Raw genomic sequence first — 17932 nt, forward strand, 5'->3', positions numbered from 1 at the left:
ATATGACACGATCCCTCGACCGCCTCATCCGGCCCCGCTCCATCGCCGTCTTCGGCGGCAAGGAGGCGCGCCGCGTCATCTTCCAGTGCGACAAGATGGGCTTTACCGGCGAGATCTGGCCGGTGCATCCGCGCGAGGACGAAATCCTCGGGCGCAAATGCTACCGCTCCGTCGCCGATCTTCCGAGTGCGCCGGATGCCTCCTTCGTCGGCGTCAACCGCGAACTGACCATCGGCATCATCCGTGACCTCTCGGCGCGCGGTGCCGGCGGCGCTGTTTGCTATGCGTCCGGCTTCCGCGAGGCCGTCAGCGAGCTTGCCGATGGCGATGACCTGCAGAAGGCGCTGGTCGAGGCCGCCGGCGACATGCCGGTGCTCGGCCCCAACTGCTACGGCTTCATTAACATGCTGGACGGCGCCCTGCTCTGGCCGGACCAGCACGGCATGCTGCGCATCGACAAGGGCGTTGCCGTCCTCACCCAGTCCTCCAACATCGCCTGCAACATCTCCATGCAGCAGCGCGGCCTACCGCTCGCCTATATCCTGACCGCCGGCAACCAGGCCCAGACCGGCCTCGCCGACCTCGCCTGCGCCGTGCTGGAGGACCCGCGAGTCACCGCCGTCGGCCTGCATATCGAGGGTTTTGACAGCCTCGCCTCCCTCGAACGCCTGGCCTTGCGATCGCGCGAGCTGAAGAAGCCGGTCGTGACTTTGAAGGTCGGTAAATCGGAACAGGCACAGCTCGCCACAGTCTCGCACACGGCCTCGCTCGCCGGCAACGACGCCGTTTCCTCCGCCCTACTCGCCCGCCTCGGCATCGGCCGCGTCGAGACGCTGCCGGAACTGCTCGAAACGCTGAAGCTACTTCATGTTGCCGGCCCGCTGCCGAACTACGACATCTCCTCGATGTCATGCTCTGGCGGCGAAGCCTCGCTGATGGCGGATGCCGGTGTGAAGCGGAAGGTGAACTATCGCGATCTCCGGCAGGAGCAGCGCCAGCCGCTGCGCGAAACGCTCGGCCAGATGGTGACGATCTCCAACCCGCTCGACTACCACACCTTCGTCTGGGGCAACCACGAGAAGCAGACGCAGGCCTTCACCACCATGATGCAGGGCGGCTATGCCCTGAACCTCGTCGTGCTCGACTTCCCCCGCCTCGACCGCTGCGACGCCGCCGACTGGATCACCACCTGCCACGCCGTCATCGATGCGTCGAAGGCGACGGGCGCAAATGCCGGCATCGTCGCCAGCATGGGCGAGAACATGCCGGAAGCGACCGCCGAAATGCTGATGCAGAACGGCATCGTGCCCTTCTACGGCATCGAGGAAGCGCTCGCCGCCGCCGAAGTCGCCGCCGGCATCGGCGAAATCTGGGCAAAACCCCTGCCCGCGCCACTCCTCAAGACTATGGCTGGCGAAGGCGAGGCGGTCACGCTGACGGAGCATGAGGCCAAGCTGGCGCTCGCCGCCCATGGTCTCGTGGTGCCGAAGGGCATCACGGCGGAGACGGCGAATGCTGCGGCCGAGGCGGCACAAAACCTCGGCTTTCCCGTCGTGCTCAAGGGCCTGGGCGTCGCACACAAGACCGAGGCCGGCGCCGTCAAGCTCAATCTCGCCAGCCGCGGGGCCGTGCTGGAGGCCGCCGAGGCCATGGCCGGCGTCGCCTCCGGCTTCCTCGTCGAAAAGATGGTGGGAAAACCCGTCGCCGAACTCATCGTCGGCGCCATGCGGGACCCGGTCGCCGGGCCGGTATTGACCATCGGTGCAGGCGGTATTTTGGTCGAATTGCTCGAAGATTCCGCGATCTTGACCCTGCCGACGGATGAGAAAACCATCCGCGAGGCCATCGCCGGACTTAAGATTTCAAAGCTTCTGGACGGTTATCGTGGCGCGGCGAAGGGCGATATCGACGCGCTTGTCGCTGCCGTCGCATCAGCGGCATCCTATGTCGTTTCAAACGCTTCAATAATCGAAGAACTGGACGTTAATCCCTTAATGGTGCTGCCAGCTGGCGACGGTGTCGTCGCGGCCGACGCGCTGATCCGTCTGAGGAAAAACCCATGACCGGACCGATACGACAGCGCCGCGAAGGTGGCATTCTGGAAGTCACGATCGATCGCCCCAAGGCGAACGCCATCGACCTCGTGACCAGCCGCATCATGGGCAAGATCTTTGCCGACTTCCGCGACGACGACACCCTGCGTGTCGCCATCATCACCGGCGCGGGGGAGAAATTCTTCTGTCCAGGATGGGACTTGAAGGCGGCGGCAGCAGGCGATGCGGTCGACGGCGATTACGGTGTCGGCGGCTTCGGCGGCATGCAGGAACTGCGTGACCTCAACAAGCCGATCATCGCCGCCATCAACGGCATCTGCTGCGGCGGCGGGCTCGAAATCGCGCTCTCCACCGACCTGATCCTCGCCGCGGAACACGCGACCTTCGCGCTGCCGGAAATCCGCTCCGGTACGGTGGCGGATGCCGCCTCGATCAAGCTGCCGAAACGCATTCCCTACCACATCGCCATGGACATGCTGTTGACCGGCCGCTGGCTGGACGTACAGGAGGCGCACCGCTGGGGTTTCGTCAACGAGATCCTGCCGGCCGACAAGCTGCTCGACCGCGCCTGGGAACTGGCGCGCCTGCTCGAAAGCGGCCCGCCGCTCGTCTACGCCGCCATCAAGGAAGTGGTGCGCGCCGCCGAGGGCGAGGCGTTCCAGACGACCATGAACAAGATCACCCGCCGGCAATTTCCGACGGTCGACGTTCTCTATTCCAGCGAGGATCAACTCGAGGGCGCCCGCGCCTTCGCGGAAAAGCGCGATCCCGTCTGGAAGGGACGATAGGATACGCCCCTGCATCGGGCAAAGTCCGCATCTTTCCATAAGTTTAGCTTGTGGAAGAAATAGATAAATTAGGGCGTTACACGCGTCTGATACGTGAATAGTTTATACTAGACGAGCCGCCATGCGGCGAATGAAGGAGGCATTCGGGAAAACGGGAAATGCGCCGCCGCCGGCAAGAAAAGCCGGCCTGGAGGTTGCCTTACAGGCCAAAAACAGAAATTCTGCCAATCACAACGACAAATGCCCACTTCAGGGCGAGCAAAGGGAACAGGGGAATGACTGATTACACCAACTACCTCACCAGCCAGGTCACGCTCGGCAAGATGAACCGCCGCGAGTTCATGGGCCGCGCTGCTGCCTTCGGCATCACGCTTGCCGTCGCCGGCACCATGTTCGACACCGCCGCGAAGGCGCAGGAGCCGAAGCGTGGCGGCAACCTCAAGCTCGGCCTCGAAGGCGCTGCCGCGACCGACTCGAAGGACCCCGCAAAGGCGCTCTCGCAGTTCATGTTCGTCGTGAATCGCAACTGGGGCGACATGCTCGTGGAATCCGAGCCGCTGACCGGCAAGCCGGTTCCAGCGCTCGCCGAATCCTGGGAACCGTCCGCCGACGCCTCGACCTGGACTTTCGCCATCCGCAAGGGCGTAAAGTTCCATGACGGCAAGGAGCTGACGGTCGACGACGTCATCAAGACCCTGCAGCGCCACACCGATGAGAAGTCGGAATCGGGCGCGCTCGGCGTCATGAAGTCGATCAAGGAAATCAAGGCCGACGGCGACAAGCTTGTCCTCGTCCTGTCGGAAGGCAATGCCGACCTGCCGCTGCTTTTGACCGACTACCACCTCGTCATCCAGCCGAATGGCGGCCTTGACGATCCGAACGCGATGATCGGCACCGGCCCCTTCAAGGTCACCAGTTTCGAAGCCGGCGTACGCGCCACCTTCGAGCGCAACAAGGACGACTGGCGCCAAGACCGCGGTTATGTCGACACGGTCGAAATGATCGCGATGAACGACGCGACGGCGCGTATCGCAGCACTTTCCTCCGGCCAGGTGCACTATATCAACCGCGTCGACCCGAAGACCGTCGATCTCCTGAAGCGCGCGCCGACCGTGGAAATCCTCTCCACCTCCGGCCGCGGCCACTACGTGTTCATCATGCATGCCAACACGGCGCCGTTCGACAACAACGATCTCCGCCTCGCCCTGAAATACGCGATGGACCGTGAGACGATGCTGGAAAAGGTGCTCGGCGGCTACGGCAAGGTCGGCAACGACTTCCCGATCAACGAGACCTATGCCCTCTTCCCGGAAGGCATCGAGCAGCGCGCCTACGATCCGGACAAGGCCGCCTTCCACTACAAGAAGTCGGGCCACAGCGGCTCCGTCCTTCTGCGCACGTCGGACGTCGCCTTCCCGGGCGCCGTGGACGCCGCCGTTCTCTACCAGGAGAGCGCCAAGAAGGCCGGCATCGAGATCGAAGTGAAGCGCGAGCCGGGCGACGGCTACTGGTCGAACGTCTGGAATGTGCAGCCCTTCTCGACCTCCTATTGGGGCGGCCGTCCGACGCAGGACCAGATGTATTCCACCGCCTATCTCTCGACGGCCGACTGGAACGACACCCGCTTCCTGCGCCCGGACTTCGACAAGATCCTGCTGGAAGCCCGCTCGGAACTCGACGAAGCCAAGCGCAAGGACATGTATCGCACCATGGCCATGATGGTGCGTGACGAGGGCGGCCTGATCCTGCCGATGTTCAACGACTTCGTGAACGCCTCTTCCAAGACCGTGAAGGGCTACGTGCACGATATCGGCAACGACATGTCGAACGGCTTCGTCGCAACCCGCGTGTGGCTCGACGCCTGATGACCGGCGGCGGACCGGCGCACGGTCCGGAGCTGACAGCAACGGCGACTGCGGGCGATAGCCCGCAGCCTGCCGGCGTTGCCGGGTCGGTTGCGTCCACTGGAGCCCCCATCGTCGAAGGCACGCCTTCGCTCTGGGCGAAACTCAGCAAGAGCAGCCCCTTGGTTGCGCTCATCCTGCAACGCCTTGCGCTTAGCGTGGCCTTGCTCTTCGCCGTGTCCCTGATGATCTTCGGGGGCGTGGAAGCCCTGCCCGGCGACTTTGCCACCACCTATCTCGGTCAGTCCGCCACGCCGCAGGCGGTCGAGAACATCCGCAAGGATCTTGGCCTCGACCAGCCGGCCACCACCCGCTACTTCAAATGGCTCGGCGGCGCCATCCAGGGTGACTTCGGCAGCTCCTGGGCGTCGAAAAACTCGGTCAGCGAACAGATCGGCAAACGCCTCGGCAATTCGCTGTTCCTCGCTTTCTTTGCAGCCATCATCTCGGTTCCGCTCGCGGTCGGGCTCGGCATGCTCGCGGTGCAATACCGAAACCGCCTGCCCGACAAGATCATCAACGTCATCTCACTGGCGGCGATCTCGCTTCCCGAGTTCTTCGTCGGTTACCTGCTGATCCTGTTCTTCGCCGTGCAGCTCGGCGTCGCCACCTTCCCGGCGACGGTCTATGAAAGCATGACCATCGGCCAGCGCCTGTCGGCCATTGCACTGCCCACAGCGACCCTCGTCCTCGTCGTGCTCGCCCATATGATGCGCATGACGCGCGCAGCCATCCTCAACGTCATGTCGTCCGCCTATGTGGAGACGGCCGAACTCAAGGGTCTCGGCAGCCTTCGCGTCATCGCAAAACATGCAGCACCGAACGCCTTGGCGCCGGTCATCAACGTCATCGCGCTCAACCTCGCCTATCTCGTCGTCGGCGTCGTCGTCGTGGAAGTGGTGTTCGTCTATCCCGGCATGGGCCAGTACATGGTCGATGCCGTGACGGTGCGTGACATGCCGGTGGTGCAGGCCTGCGGCCTGATCTTCGCCGCCTTCTACATCTTCCTCAACATGTTCGCCGATATCCTTGCGATCATCGCGAACCCCAGATTGAGGCATCCGCGATGAGACTTTCCAGTATCCCCGTCAGCGCCTGGGTCGGCATTCTGGGCATCGCCCTTGCCCTCTTCTGTGCCCTTTTCGCCCCCATCATCGCCCCCTATAGCGAGAGCCAGATCGTCGGCTCCGTCTGGGAGCCGATCGGCGGCGATTACCTGCTCGGTACCGACAATCTCGGCCGCGACCTCTTCTCGCGTCTGATCTTCGGCGCCCGTACCACGATCTTCGTGGCGTTGGCCGCAACCGTGCTCTCGTTCTCGCTCGGCATGCTCCTGTCCTTCACGGCCGCCGTCACAGGCGGGCTGATCGACCAGGCCTTCTCGCGCTTCAACGATCTGATGATGGCGATCCCGACCCTGATCTTCGCCCTCGTCGTGCTGGCCGTTCTTCCCCAGCAGCTCTGGATCCTCATCCTCGTGATGGCGGTCCTCGACAGTACCCGCGTCTACCGCATCGGCCGCGCCGTCGCGCTCGATGTCGCGGTCATGGAGTTCGTCGAGGCGGCGCGTCTGCGCGGCGAAGGCACCGGCTGGATCATTTTTCGCGAAATCCTGCCCAACACGCTCTCGCCGCTCCTGGCCGAATTCGGCCTGCGCTTCGCCTTCTCGATCCTGTTCCTCTCCACTCTCTCCTTCCTCGGCCTCGGCATCCAGCCGCCGGCAGCGGATTGGGGCGGCATGGTAAAGGACAACAAGGACGGCATCATCTTCGGCATTTCCGCCGCCCTCATTCCGGGCGGTGCGATTGCGGGGCTGGCCATCTGCGTCAACCTCGTCGTCGACTGGCTGATGAAACGCACCTCGAGCCTCAAGGGAGGGCGCGGCGATGCCTGATCTGCTTTCCGTCAAGAATCTGAAGATCGAGGCGACCAGCTACCCGCCGGGCGAGCCGCCGCGCACCGTCACCCTCGTCGAAGGCGTGTCCTTCAATGTCGAGAAGGGCAAGGTGCTCGGCCTCATCGGCGAATCCGGCGCCGGCAAATCGACGATCGGCCTCACCGCACTCGCCTATGGGCGCGGCGGGGTGCGCATCACCGGCGGCGAGGTGCTGCTCAACGGGCAGGACCTGCTGAAGCTCGGCCCCAACGGTATCCGCAAGGTGCGCGGCTGCAAGGTCTGCTACGTCGCGCAATCGGCGGCAGCGGCTTTCAACCCCGCCCACCGGCTCGGCGAGCAGGTGATCGAGGCCTCGCTGAAACACGGCATCATGACCCGTGCCGAGGCGGAAAAGCGCGCGCTCTACCTGTTCAAGGTGCTCGGCCTGCCAAGCCCGGAAACCTTCGGCCAGCGCTATCCGCATCAGGTCTCCGGCGGCCAGCTCCAGCGCGCCATGACAGCCATGGCGCTCTGCCCGAACCCGGAACTCATCGTCTTCGACGAGCCGACCACGGCGCTCGACGTGACGACGCAGATCGACGTGCTTGCCGCGATCAAGCACGCCATCGAAGAGACGCATACGGCCGCGCTCTACATCACCCACGACCTTGCCGTCGTGGCGCAGATCACGGACGACATCCTCGTGCTCCGGCATGGCAAGATGGTGGAATACGGCTCGGTAAAGCAGATCATCGAGGCGCCGACGCAGGACTATACCCGCGCGCTGGTCAATGTGCGCGGCACCAAACGCGAGGAAGCGCCCGACCAGTCGGATACGCTTCTGAAGGTCGACAACATCACCGCAGGCTATTCCAACGGCTTCAAGGTGCTGCAGAACGTTTCCCTGCACCTGCCGAAGGGCCAGACGCTGGCGGTGGTAGGGGAATCGGGCTCGGGAAAATCCACCCTCGCCCGCGTCATCACCGGCCTGCTTCCCCCGCAGGAGGGCACGATCAGCTTCGACGGCAAGCCCTTGCCGAAGGCGCTGAAGGGCCGGTCGAACGACGAACTGCGCCGCGTCCAGATGATCTACCAGATGGCCGACACCGCGATGAACCCGCGCCAGACGGTGCGCGACATCGTCGGCCGTCCGCTCACCTTCTACTACGGCATGCGCGGCCAGCAGAAGACCGAGCGGGTGAAGGAACTCTTGGAGCAGATCGAAATGGGCGGCCGCTTCGCCGACCGCTATCCCGCAGAACTCTCCGGCGGCCAGAAACAGCGCGTGGCAATCGCGCGTGCGCTCGCGGCAAAGCCGGAACTTATCCTGTGCGACGAGCCAACTTCCGCCCTCGACCCGCTGGTGGCGGAAGGCATCCTGAAGCTGCTGTTGAAACTCCAGGACGAGACCCACGTCTCCTACATGTTCATCACCCACGACATCGCCATCGTGCGCGCCATCGCCGATAGCGTTGCCGTGATGCACCGGGGAAAACTCGTCCGCTTCGGACCGAAATCGAAGGTGCTCTCGCCGCCCTTCGACGACTATACCGACCTGCTCCTGAAATCCGTTCCCGAGATGGAGATCGGCTGGCTGGAAAAGGTGCTGACGACACGGCGTATGGAAAGCGCCGGCAACTGAGTAAAGCGGGCGGCTTCGGCCGCCCGTCTCGTTTTCAGCTCACTTCTGCGTGCAATTCACATCGCCGACGCGGCTGGTCGATTCACCCTCGGCCATGACGGTTTCTTCGCCGCGCGCCGTGCAATTGCCCTTCTCGCCGACACCCGTGCGGAACTTCACCATCGGCTGCCCCTCGATCATGATGCTCGGCACGATCTCGTAAAGCTCCGGTGGGCAGTTCACCACATCGGAAAGCCGGAGCGCGGGCGCACCGCCGATGAAGACGCTCTGGGCGCCCGTCAGCGCGCAGGCCGGGATTGGCGCCGCCGCATCCTCGGCCACGGATATGGACGGCGACGCCGTTGCAAGGCCAAGAGCCAGGACGGCCCCTGCAAACCGGAAAAACCTCATCTTCCCTCTCCCTTTTCTCGCGCCGAGCGGGACAGTGCGCGAAGGGCTTCCAGCGCCCGCCCCGCATCCCGCTCCGGCACGAATATATGGTCGTGGTGGTAGGCGGCAACCACGTTGGCGCTGATGCCTTCACGCGTCAACGCCGCGGCGAAGGCGCCGGTCAGCCCCACCGCCTCCAGCGAGGAGTGCACGGTCAGCGTGATCATGCGCATCGGCGGACTGGCAACGAGCCCTTCGGCGGCAATGGCCGGCACGATGAGCGTCACGCCTTCCGCTTCCTTGAAAAGGCCGATCGGCTTGCGGAACAGGTGGCTCGCGATCTCATCCTCCGCCACGCAGGCATAGACGAAACTTCCGTCCGCCAGCTCCGGCTCCATCGATTTCAGCAATTCGTCGAGATCGGTGACGCCGCTCATGGATTGGCCATCCGCCTGATGGCATCGCAGAGCGCCGCGAAACCGAATTTCGCCCCGTCGCTCATGAAGCGCGCGCGCAGCCAGGCGTGGATCATCTGCTTTTCCTCCCGATACTCCACCGACACGCCGGCCAGGATCAACAGCGCCGCATAGGCCCGCGCATCGTCCCGCAACGGGTCGAAATAGGCGCCCGTGATGAAGGCCGGCGGCAGGCCCGCCAGTTTTTCCGCGCGCAGCGGGAAGGCATGGGCGCAATCCTCCGGCGCCTGGTAGATATCGCGATAATAGGCGACGTCAGCGGTAGAGAGGCCGAGCGCGTGGGCCATTTCGTCGTAGGAGCCGGAAACCAGATCACCGCCGAGCCCGGGATAGATCAGCGCCTGGCCGACAATGCCCTTCAGCCCTTCGTCGCGCGCCTTCAGCACGATCCCCGCCGCGAGATTGCCGCCGGCGCTGTCGCCGATGATCACGACCGGCTGGTTCTCCAGCAAGAGTTCGATCAGCACGGCCCAACAATCGTCGAAGGCGGCCGGCCACACATGCTCCGGCGACAGCCGATAATCGACCGAGGTGAGCTCGGCGCCCGCCGCTTCGGAAAGTTCCGCGCAGATCGCATCGTGGCTATCAAGCGAACCGACAACGAAACCGCCGCCGTGAATGTAGAAAAGCCGAACCGGCGTCGTCACGGCCGCCGGTCGGTAACGCCGCACCGGAATGCGCTCCGCCACCAGACCGTCCCGCTTGACCATGCCGGCCGGCGGCGGTGCGTCGAAGGCGGCGCAAAGCGCGTCGTACCAGCCGCGTTGCCGGGTGATATCGGCATCCACGGCATCGGCGGGGTAAAAATCCTCGCAACGCTTGTGGAAGGCAAGAATGCCTTCCTCGGTCGGCATGGGGCGATCGGTCATGGCGGCTCCTCGTCTTTTCCGGATACCATAACAGCGCCGTTTCCGGACGCCTGTCCCGCCAGCGGCTTTCCCAAGGAATTTTCGGCGCTTGCCTCGCCTGCGACAGGCATATTAACTGCCGCCATGGCATTCACTCTCCGGCAATTGCAGTATTTCGTCGCCGTCGCGGAGCAGGGTTCCGTCACGCGCGCGGCGCAAAACCTCTCCATCTCGCAATCCTCGATCACCGAAGCGATCAAGGAACTCGAATCGGACCTCGGCGTCGAGCTTTTCGAACGCCACCCGCGCGGCCTGACGACAACGCATAACGGCCATCAGTTCCTGCGCCACGCCACGAAAATCCTCGCCAATGTCTCGGACGCACGCTCCTCCTTTTCCGACAACCGCACACCGGAAAAAGGCCAGCTCAATCTCGGTGTCACCTCGCTGGTTGCCGGCTACGTGCTGTCGGATCTGCTTTCGCGCTACCGTCGCGCCTTCCCCGGCATCGATGTCAGCGCCATCGAGGATAACGGCTCCTATCTCGAGCACCTGCTGGTCGGTGGCGAACTGGACGTCGCCGTCATGGTCATCTCGAACCTGCGCGACCGCATGGCGCTGCAGGCCGAGATCATCGAGACCTCGCCCTACCGCCTCTGGCTGCCGATCGGCCACCCGCTGGTCTCGGCGGATATCATTTCCGTCAGCGACATCGCCAAGGAACCGCTGATCATGCTGACGGTCGATGAAATCGAGGAGAATACCGGCAAACTGCTCTCCGCGCTCGGCGCCCGCCCGCATGTCGCCTTCCGTACCCGCTCGGTGGAGGCGGTGCGCAGCCTTGTCGCGACCGGCGCGGGCATCGCGCTGTTGCCCGATCTCGTCTACCGTCCCTGGTCGCTGGAAGGCGACCGCATCGAGAGCCGCGATGTCTCAGGTGCGCTACCCGTCGTGCAGATCGGCATGGTCTGGCGCAAGGGCTCCAGCCTGCCGCAGGCCGCGCGGGATTTCGTGGGGCTGGCGGAGGCGCTGCGCGGCGGCCGGGGGCGCTGACGATCAGCTTGTGCTTGACGCCGGAACCTCGACCTTTCCTGCGGGCGGCTGGATCAATCCGCTGCGCAACCGGCTCTTTCGCCACAGGTCGACCAGCCATTGCCGGGCAGGCATTTCGATCGTCACATGCAGGAACCACGCTGCGAGAACAGCTATCAGGAACGTCAGCGGAATGACGACCGCTTCAGGCAGCAGACCACCCAGCGTATGGCGCGCCAGGAACATGGCGGGGACATGGAAGAGATAGAGCGAGAAGCTGATCGCGCCGAGAAACCGAAGCGGCGCCGATGCGAAGACCGCCGCCGAGAGCGGGGCCTGCCAGGCGACAAGCGCCACGATCACGGCCGAGGCAAAGGCGCTGTGCACTCCCCAAAAATCCGGATCGATCGTCGGCAGGACGTAGCGATAGCTCATGAACAGGATCGGCAGCAGGAGCGCGAGAACCCCGACCAGCGCGGACCGGGAAGCCGGGCCCCAGACCGCATGCAGGCGGCCGGCAACGGTGCCGAAGACAAAATACGGCAGCTTTGACAGGAGCAGGATACCCGGTCCCGGCAGGCCAAGCAGTCCGTCTATGGCCACGAGCGCCATCAGAATCGCGATCAGGCCCGGGAACCGGCGCGGCTGGCCCAGGCAAAGCCAAAGGATCGGAAAGAAAACATAGAACTGGATCTCCGGCGGCACCGACCAGAAGACGCCGCTCGATCCGAGCAGCACGGCATGTCGCACGAAATCCAGCACGCCCCGGATCGGCTGGATGTAGTCGAGGCCCGGCGTCATCGAGAGGATCGTCACCATCACGACGGCGGCGAGATAGACCGGATAGATCCGGGCAAAGCGGCTGACGAGAAAGTCGAGCACCGCGCCCCGCGTCACCGGCTGCGCACCATAGAGATAGGCCATCAGGAAGCCGCTGAGCGCGAAGAACAGGCCGACGGCCTCGCTGCCCATGATCGGAAGGTGAAGGGCGGCCAGGCTTGGAAAAACCAGGCCGATATGCGCCATGACCACCATGGCCGCCGCAAGGCCGCGCAAGCCGTCGAGACTGGCGATGTGATCCGGCCGGCCCATGGTCCCGCTCCTTCATCTTAAAGTGGAAGCTTTACGCGAGAGATTTTGACAGACACTTAAAGCGACAGAAGAACAGGCGATGCACCCCGAAAATGCCAGGATGCAGACTGCATTCGGAATTTCCGATAGCGACATTCTGATTAATGAATTTGCGAAAGCGGCAAAACCACGGCACCTTTTCTTTCGGGAACAATACCGCTCAAAGCGGACCAAACCGGGAGACTGTCATGAAGCGACTTCTGCATTCCTGCACCGCGCTTACCCTTTCGCTCGCCTTCACCACCGCAGCCATCGCTCAAGAGCCGCTGAAGGAACTTGGCGCGGGTGAAGGTGAAGTGTCCATCGTCGCCTGGGCCGGCTATATCGAGCGCGGCGAGACGGACAAGAACTACGACTGGGTCACCGAATTCGAGAAGAAGACGAGCTGCAAGGTCACCGTGAAGACCGCAGCCACGTCCGACGAAATGGTCGCGCTGATGAACGAAGGCGGCTTCGACCTCGTCACCGCCTCGGGCGATGCCTCGCTGCGCCTGGTTGCCGGCAAGCGCGTCCAGCCGATCAACACCGACCTCATCCCGAGCTGGAAGACCGTCGACGAGCGCCTGCAGAGCGCGCCGTGGAACACGGTCAACGGCGTTCACTACGGCACGCCCTATCTCTGGGGGCCGAACGTCCTGATGTACAACACCGAGGCCTTCAAGGATGACGCGCCGAAGAGCTGGAAGGTCGTGTTCGAGGAGATGACGCTGCCGGACGGCAAGTCCAACAAGGGCCGCGTACAGGCCTATGACGGCCCGATCCACATTGCCGACGCCGCCCAGTACCTGATGGCGCACAAGCCGGAACTCGGCATCAAGAGCCCCTACGAACTCAACGAAGACCAATACAAGGCCGCGCTCGACCTGCTGCGCGTCCAGCGCACGCTCGTCGGCCGCTACTGGCACGACGCCATGATCCAGATCGACGACTTCAAGAACGAGGGTGTCGTCGCCTCCGGCTCCTGGCCGTTCCAGGTCAACCTGATGCAGGCCGAAAAGCAGCCGATCGCCTCCACCTTCCCGGAAGAGGGTGTCACCGGCTGGTCGGATACGACCATGCTGCATGCCGAAAGCCAGCATCCGAATTGCGCCTATATGTGGATGGAACATTCGCTTTCCGCCAAGGTGCAGGGTGACGCGGCCGCCTGGTTCGGCGCGGTTCCCTCGGTTCCGGCCGCCTGCAAGGGCAATGCGCTGCTGACCGACGAAGGCTGCAAGACCAACGGCTTCGACAACTTCGAGAAGATCGCCTTCTGGCGCACGCCCGTCAGCAAGTGCGAAAGCCAGGGCGAATGCGTACCCTACCACCGCTGGGTCTCCGACTATATCGGCGTAATCGGCGGACGCTGACGCTTCGCCAATCAGGTGATATCGGTACGGCAAACACCCACTCGTCTCCCCCCTTGAGGGGGAGATGTCACCGGAGGTGACAGAGGGGTGGCCGCGAAGCGGCAATATACAACGAAGCGGGTGGGTTTAGCCCCTCTGCCCTGCCGGGCATCTCTCCCACAAGGGGGAGATCGGATCGGTGCGCCGTTTTTCCTGCCAATGAAAATTCTCGCGATGGACGCTTCGCCCATCGCCCCCAACCCCCACCGGGAGCCACCATGACCGCCGTCCTGTTCCAGCAAGTATCCCGCCATTTCGGCGCCGTGCGCGCCGTCGACAGCGTGGATCTCGCCATTGCCGAGGGCGAGTTCTTCGCGATGCTCGGCCCGTCCGGTTCCGGCAAGACGACCTGCCTGCGCCTGATGGCCGGCTTCGAGCAGCCGACCGGCGGCCATATCGAGATTTTCGGCGAAACGGCGGAGGGCGTGCCTCCCTATCGGCGCAACGTCAACACGGTGTTCCAGGACTACGCCCTCTTCCCGCATCTCTCGATCCTCGAGAATGTCGCCTATGGCCTGATGGTCAAGGGCGTCGCCAAGGCCGAGCGGCTGAAGGCGGCCGAAGAGGCGCTTGCCATGGTAAAACTGCCCGGCTACGGCACGCGCCGGCCCGGCCAGCTCTCCGGCGGCCAGCGCCAGCGCGTGGCGCTCGCCCGCGCCCTCGTCAACCGTCCCCGCGTTCTGCTGCTCGACGAACCGCTCGGCGCGCTCGACCTGAAGCTGCGCGAGCAGATGCAGGAAGAACTGAAATCGCTGCAAAAATCCCTCGGCATCACCTTCGTCTTCGTCACGCATGACCAGGGCGAAGCGCTCTCTATGGCCGACCGCATCGCCGTGTTCAGCGACGGCAAGATCCAGCAGCTCGGTACGCCCGAGGACGTGTACAAGCGGCCGAAGACGCGGTTCGTTGCGGATTTCGTCGGCTCATCCAACGTGCTGCCGCCGGATTTCGTCGAAGGCCTCGGCTTCGGCAAGCATTATGCGAGCCTGCGCCCCGAGGCGATCGACCTCGGCGACGGCCCCGGCCGCAAGCAATTTTCCGGCCGCGTGACGGCGGCAAGCTTTCTCGGCGCGGCAAACCGCGTGACGGTGGAGGCGAACGGCGCGCGCGTCGCCGCCATGCTGTCGGCCTCCATTTCCGTGCCCGCGCAGGGCGAGACGATTACCCTCTCCTTCCTGCCCCAGGACCTGCACATGATGGACGGCACCCAATGAGCACCGTCAGCGGCACCTCCATCCTCACGGGCCGGCAAGGCCTCTCCGGGCGGCTCTCGGATTTCTTCTGGCGCAACCCGAAGATCCTGCTGCTGCTGATGCTGACGCCGCCGCTGCTCTGGCTCGGCGTCATCTATCTCGGCGCGCTCTTCGCGCTGCTGCTGCAGAGTTTCTTCTCGATCGACGACTTTTCCGGGCTGATCAACTACGAGTTCACATTCGCGACCTACAAGCAGCTGCTGATCCCGTCGAACTTCGACATCATCCTGCGCACCGTGCTCATGGCGGTGCTGGTGACGCTCGCCTCCGCCATCATCGCCTTCCCCATCGCCTATTACGCGGCACGCTATGCCCGGGGGAAATGGAAGGTCATCTTCTATCTCGGCGTCATGCTGCCGCTTTGGTCGAGCTATCTCGTCAAGATCTACGCGTGGAAGCTGATCCTAGCCAAGGAAGGCATCCTCACGTGGTTCCTGGCGAAGCTGAACCTGCTCTGGCTGCTCGATGCATGGTTGGCGTTGCCCGTCGTCGGCGGCACGTCGTTGTCGATCAGCTATACCGGCACCTTCATCGTCTTCATCTATGTCTGGATGCCCTTCATGATCCTGCCCATCCAGGCGTCGCTGGAGCGCGTGCAGGGCAACCTGATCGAGGCCTCTGCGGATCTCGGCGGCAAGCCCTCGCAGACCTTCCGTTACGTGCTCTTTCCCCTGGCGCTGCCCGGCATCATCGCCGGCTCGATCTTCACCTTCTCGCTGACGCTCGGCGATTACATCATCCCGCAGATCATCGGCTCGTCGCGGCTGTTCATCGGTCAGGCCGTCTATGCCCAGCAGGGCACGGCCGGCAACATCCCGCTCGCGGCCGCCTTCTCCATCGTGCCGATCGTCATCATGGGCCTCTATCTCTGGATGGCCAAACGACAGGGAGCCTTCGATGCGCTCTGACAAGAACACCTCCGCGCCGCTGGGCCTGAAGATCGCTGCCGGCCTCGGCCTCGCCTTCCTGCACCTGCCGATCCTGCTGATCTTCCTCTATGCCTTCACCACGGAGGAGAAGAGCTACCAGTTCCCGCCGCCGGGCTATACGTTCAAATGGTTCGCGGCCGCCTGGAACCGGCCTGATGTCTGGGAGGCGATGGGCCTTTCCGTCCGCGTCGCGTCGATCTCGACGGTCGTCGCGCTGGTGCTCGGCACGCTCTGCGCCGCCGCCGTCAGCCGCACGAAATTCTTCGGCCGGGAGGCGGTCTCGCTGCTCGTCATCCTGCCGATCGCGCTGCCCGGTATCATCACCGGCATTGCGTTGCGCTCGGCCTTTTCCTTCGCGGAAATCCCGTTCTCCTTCTGGACGATCGTGCTCGGCCACGCGACCTTCTGCGTCGTGGTCGTCTACAACAATGCGGTCGCCCGCTTCCGCCGCATCTCGGGGTCCCTGGTCGAAGCCTCGGCAGACCTCGGCGCCGACAGCTTCCAGACCTTCCGCTACATCATCCTGCCGAATATCGGCACGGCGCTTCTGGCCGGCGGCATGCTCGCCTTCGCGCTGTCCTTCGACGAGGTGATCGTGTCGACCTTCACCGCCGGCCAGCAATCGACGCTGCCGATCTGGATGCTCGAAGAACTCATACGCCCGCGCCAGCGCCCGGTGACGAATGTCGTCGCCATGATCGTGGTGCTCGTCACCTTCCTGCCGATCCTCGGCGCCTACTACCTCACCCGCGACGGCGACCAGGTTGCCGGCGGCGGCAAATGAACCAACGATAGGGAGAACGTCCATGGACACCCAGATGCTGATCGGTGCGCGCTTCGAGGCCGGCACCGAAGTGGAAGAGCACATCCTCAACCCGAAGACCGGCGCCAAGATCGTCGACCTGCCGGAAGCCTCCTACGGGCAGATCGACGCCGCAGTCGACGCCGCCGAAAAGGCCTTCGTATCCTGGGCGATCACGACGCCCGCCGAGCGCTCCGGCTACCTGCTGCGCATCGCCGACGCCATCGAGAAAGATGCCGACGCCTTCGCAGCCCTGGAATCGCTGAACTGCGGCAAGCCGATCAACGCGGCGCGCAATGACGAACTGCCCGCCATCGTCGACTGCTGGCGCTTCTTTGCCGGCGCGATCCGCTCGCTCAACGCCCCCGTCTCCGCCGAATACCTGCCCGGCTTCACCTCGATGGTGCGCCGTGACCCGATCGGTATCGTCGGCTCGATTGCGCCGTGGAACTATCCGCTGATGATGATGGCCTGGAAGCTGGCGCCGGCCATTGCCGGCGGCAATACGGTCGTCTTCAAGCCTTCCGAACAGACGCCGCTGACGGCGCTGAAGATGGCGAAGCTGCTCGCCGACATCCTGCCGGAAGGCGTGGTCAACATCGTGCTCGGCCGCGGCGAGACGGTCGGCAATGCACTGATCAACCATCCGAAGATCAACATGGTCTCGATCACCGGCGACGTCGCGACCGGCAAGAAGGTTCTCGCCGCGGCGGCAAAAACCGTCAAGCGCACGCATCTGGAACTTGGCGGCAAGGCCCCCGTCGTCGTCTTCGACGATGCTGACATCGAGGCCGTCGTCGCCGGCATCCGTGCCTTCGGCTATTACAATGCCGGCCAGGACTGCACGGCCGCCTGCCGCATCTATGCCCAGGACGGCATCTACGAAAAGCTCGTCGCCGATCTCTCGTCCGCCGTCTCGACAATCAAGTACAACGATCCCGACGACACGCTGAACGAGATCGGCCCGCTCATCTCCAAGCGTCAGCGCGACCGCGTCGCAAGCTTCGTCGAGCGCGCCGCCGAGGTGAAGCATATCGAGATCACGGCCGGTGGCCGCACCGGCAGCGACGAGGGCTATTTCTTCCAGCCGACGGTCATTGCCGGCGCCACGCAGGACGACGAGATCGTCCGTCGCGAGGTCTTTGGCCCCGTCGTCTCCGTCACCCGCTTCTCGGAGGCCGAACAGGCGATCACCTGGGCAAACGACAGCGACTACGGCCTGGCCTCCTCCGTCTGGACGAAAGACATCGGCAAGGCGATGAAGGCGGCGGCCCGCCTGCAATATGGCTGCACCTGGATCAACACGCATTTCATGCTGACCACCGAAATGCCCCATGGCGGCGTCAAGCAATCGGGCTACGGCAAGGACATGTCGATCTATGCGCTCGAGGACTACACCGCCGTCCGCCACGTCATGATCAATCACGGCTGATCCTCCCT

The 17932-nt window shown here is 63.9% G+C and carries 16 protein-coding genes; 12 read left to right on the forward strand and 4 right to left on the reverse strand.

Features of this window, described 5'->3' with window-relative positions; genetic code table 11:
• Positions 1-2 precede the first annotated feature (2 nt).
• The 6 genes from MUO32_RS13335 (at position 3) to MUO32_RS13360 (ending at position 8264) form a co-directional block, all read left to right on the forward strand.
• Positions 3-2063: an acetate--CoA ligase family protein gene (locus MUO32_RS13335; protein WP_257948787.1), complete on the forward strand. Its 2061-nt coding sequence runs from the start codon at positions 3-5 to the stop codon at positions 2061-2063.
• Entirely contained in the window at positions 2060-2842 is a 783-nt protein-coding gene (locus MUO32_RS13340; protein WP_257948788.1) for a carnitinyl-CoA dehydratase, read from the forward strand. Before MUO32_RS13335 ends, MUO32_RS13340 begins: the two co-directional genes overlap by 4 nt.
• Before the next feature lie 275 nt (positions 2843-3117).
• Positions 3118-4707 (forward strand): ABC transporter substrate-binding protein, encoded by a 1590-nt coding sequence (locus MUO32_RS13345; RefSeq protein ID WP_257948790.1) that lies wholly within the window; start codon positions 3118-3120, stop codon positions 4705-4707.
• A complete protein-coding gene (locus MUO32_RS13350) occupies positions 4707-5816 on the forward strand; it encodes an ABC transporter permease (RefSeq protein ID WP_257948791.1) in 1110 nt (369 codons plus the stop codon). Before MUO32_RS13345 ends, MUO32_RS13350 begins: the two co-directional genes overlap by 1 nt.
• Positions 5813-6640 carry an ABC transporter permease gene (locus MUO32_RS13355; RefSeq protein WP_069058246.1) on the forward strand — a complete coding sequence of 276 codons (828 nt, stop codon included), beginning with the start codon at positions 5813-5815 and terminating at the stop codon, positions 6638-6640. Before MUO32_RS13350 ends, MUO32_RS13355 begins: the two co-directional genes overlap by 4 nt.
• A complete protein-coding gene (locus tag MUO32_RS13360) occupies positions 6633-8264 on the forward strand; it encodes an ABC transporter ATP-binding protein (protein ID WP_257948793.1) in 1632 nt (543 codons plus the stop codon). Before MUO32_RS13355 ends, MUO32_RS13360 begins: the two co-directional genes overlap by 8 nt.
• A 39-nt stretch (positions 8265-8303) precedes the next feature.
• Here the strand turns inward: MUO32_RS13360 and MUO32_RS13365 are convergent, their stop codons facing one another.
• From MUO32_RS13365 to MUO32_RS13375, 3 genes are read right to left on the reverse strand one after another with little or no spacing between them, the layout of a single operon-like run.
• Positions 8304-8654 carry a PAAR domain-containing protein gene (locus tag MUO32_RS13365; protein ID WP_257948794.1) on the reverse strand — a complete coding sequence of 117 codons (351 nt, stop codon included), beginning with the start codon at positions 8652-8654 and terminating at the stop codon, positions 8304-8306.
• Positions 8651-9070 carry an ACT domain-containing protein gene (locus tag MUO32_RS13370; protein ID WP_257948795.1) on the reverse strand — a complete coding sequence of 140 codons (420 nt, stop codon included), beginning with the start codon at positions 9068-9070 and terminating at the stop codon, positions 8651-8653. Before MUO32_RS13370 ends, MUO32_RS13365 begins: the two co-directional genes overlap by 4 nt.
• Positions 9067-9978: an alpha/beta hydrolase gene (locus tag MUO32_RS13375; protein ID WP_257948796.1), complete on the reverse strand. Its 912-nt coding sequence runs from the start codon at positions 9976-9978 to the stop codon at positions 9067-9069. The genes MUO32_RS13370 and MUO32_RS13375 overlap by 4 nt, the downstream gene beginning before the upstream one ends.
• 123 nt (positions 9979-10101) lie before the next feature.
• On the opposite strand from MUO32_RS13375, the gene MUO32_RS13380 reads away from it, so the two are divergent.
• Positions 10102-11010, forward strand: coding sequence for a LysR family transcriptional regulator (locus MUO32_RS13380; RefSeq protein WP_257948797.1), 909 nt, complete (start codon positions 10102-10104; stop codon positions 11008-11010).
• 3 nt (positions 11011-11013) lie between these two features.
• On the opposite strand, the gene MUO32_RS13385 is transcribed toward MUO32_RS13380, so the two are convergent.
• Positions 11014-12081, reverse strand: coding sequence for an acyltransferase (locus MUO32_RS13385; protein ID WP_257948798.1), 1068 nt, complete (start codon positions 12079-12081; stop codon positions 11014-11016).
• A gap of 227 nt (positions 12082-12308) precedes the next feature.
• Between MUO32_RS13385 and MUO32_RS13390 the strand changes: the two genes are divergently transcribed.
• The 5 genes from MUO32_RS13390 (at position 12309) to MUO32_RS13410 (ending at position 17924) form a co-directional block, all read left to right on the forward strand.
• Positions 12309-13469: an ABC transporter substrate-binding protein gene (locus MUO32_RS13390; protein ID WP_257948799.1), complete on the forward strand. Its 1161-nt coding sequence runs from the start codon at positions 12309-12311 to the stop codon at positions 13467-13469.
• A 257-nt stretch (positions 13470-13726) separates the two neighbouring features.
• Positions 13727-14722: an ABC transporter ATP-binding protein gene (locus tag MUO32_RS13395; protein WP_257948800.1), complete on the forward strand. Its 996-nt coding sequence runs from the start codon at positions 13727-13729 to the stop codon at positions 14720-14722.
• The gene (locus tag MUO32_RS13400; RefSeq protein WP_257948801.1) at positions 14719-15669 is read left to right on the forward strand and encodes an ABC transporter permease; all 951 of its coding nucleotides are present in this window, start codon (positions 14719-14721) and stop codon (positions 15667-15669) included. Before MUO32_RS13395 ends, MUO32_RS13400 begins: the two co-directional genes overlap by 4 nt.
• Complete coding sequence (locus MUO32_RS13405) at positions 15659-16474, forward strand: ABC transporter permease (protein ID WP_257948802.1); 816 nt, start codon at positions 15659-15661, stop codon at positions 16472-16474. Before MUO32_RS13400 ends, MUO32_RS13405 begins: the two co-directional genes overlap by 11 nt.
• Positions 16475-16496: 22 nt before the next feature.
• Entirely contained in the window at positions 16497-17924 is a 1428-nt protein-coding gene (locus MUO32_RS13410) for a gamma-aminobutyraldehyde dehydrogenase (RefSeq protein WP_257948803.1), read from the forward strand.
• Positions 17925-17932 lie beyond the last annotated feature (8 nt).

The organism is Shinella sp. CPCC 101442, assembly GCF_024704725.1.
Lineage (GTDB): Bacteria > Pseudomonadota > Alphaproteobacteria > Rhizobiales > Rhizobiaceae > Shinella.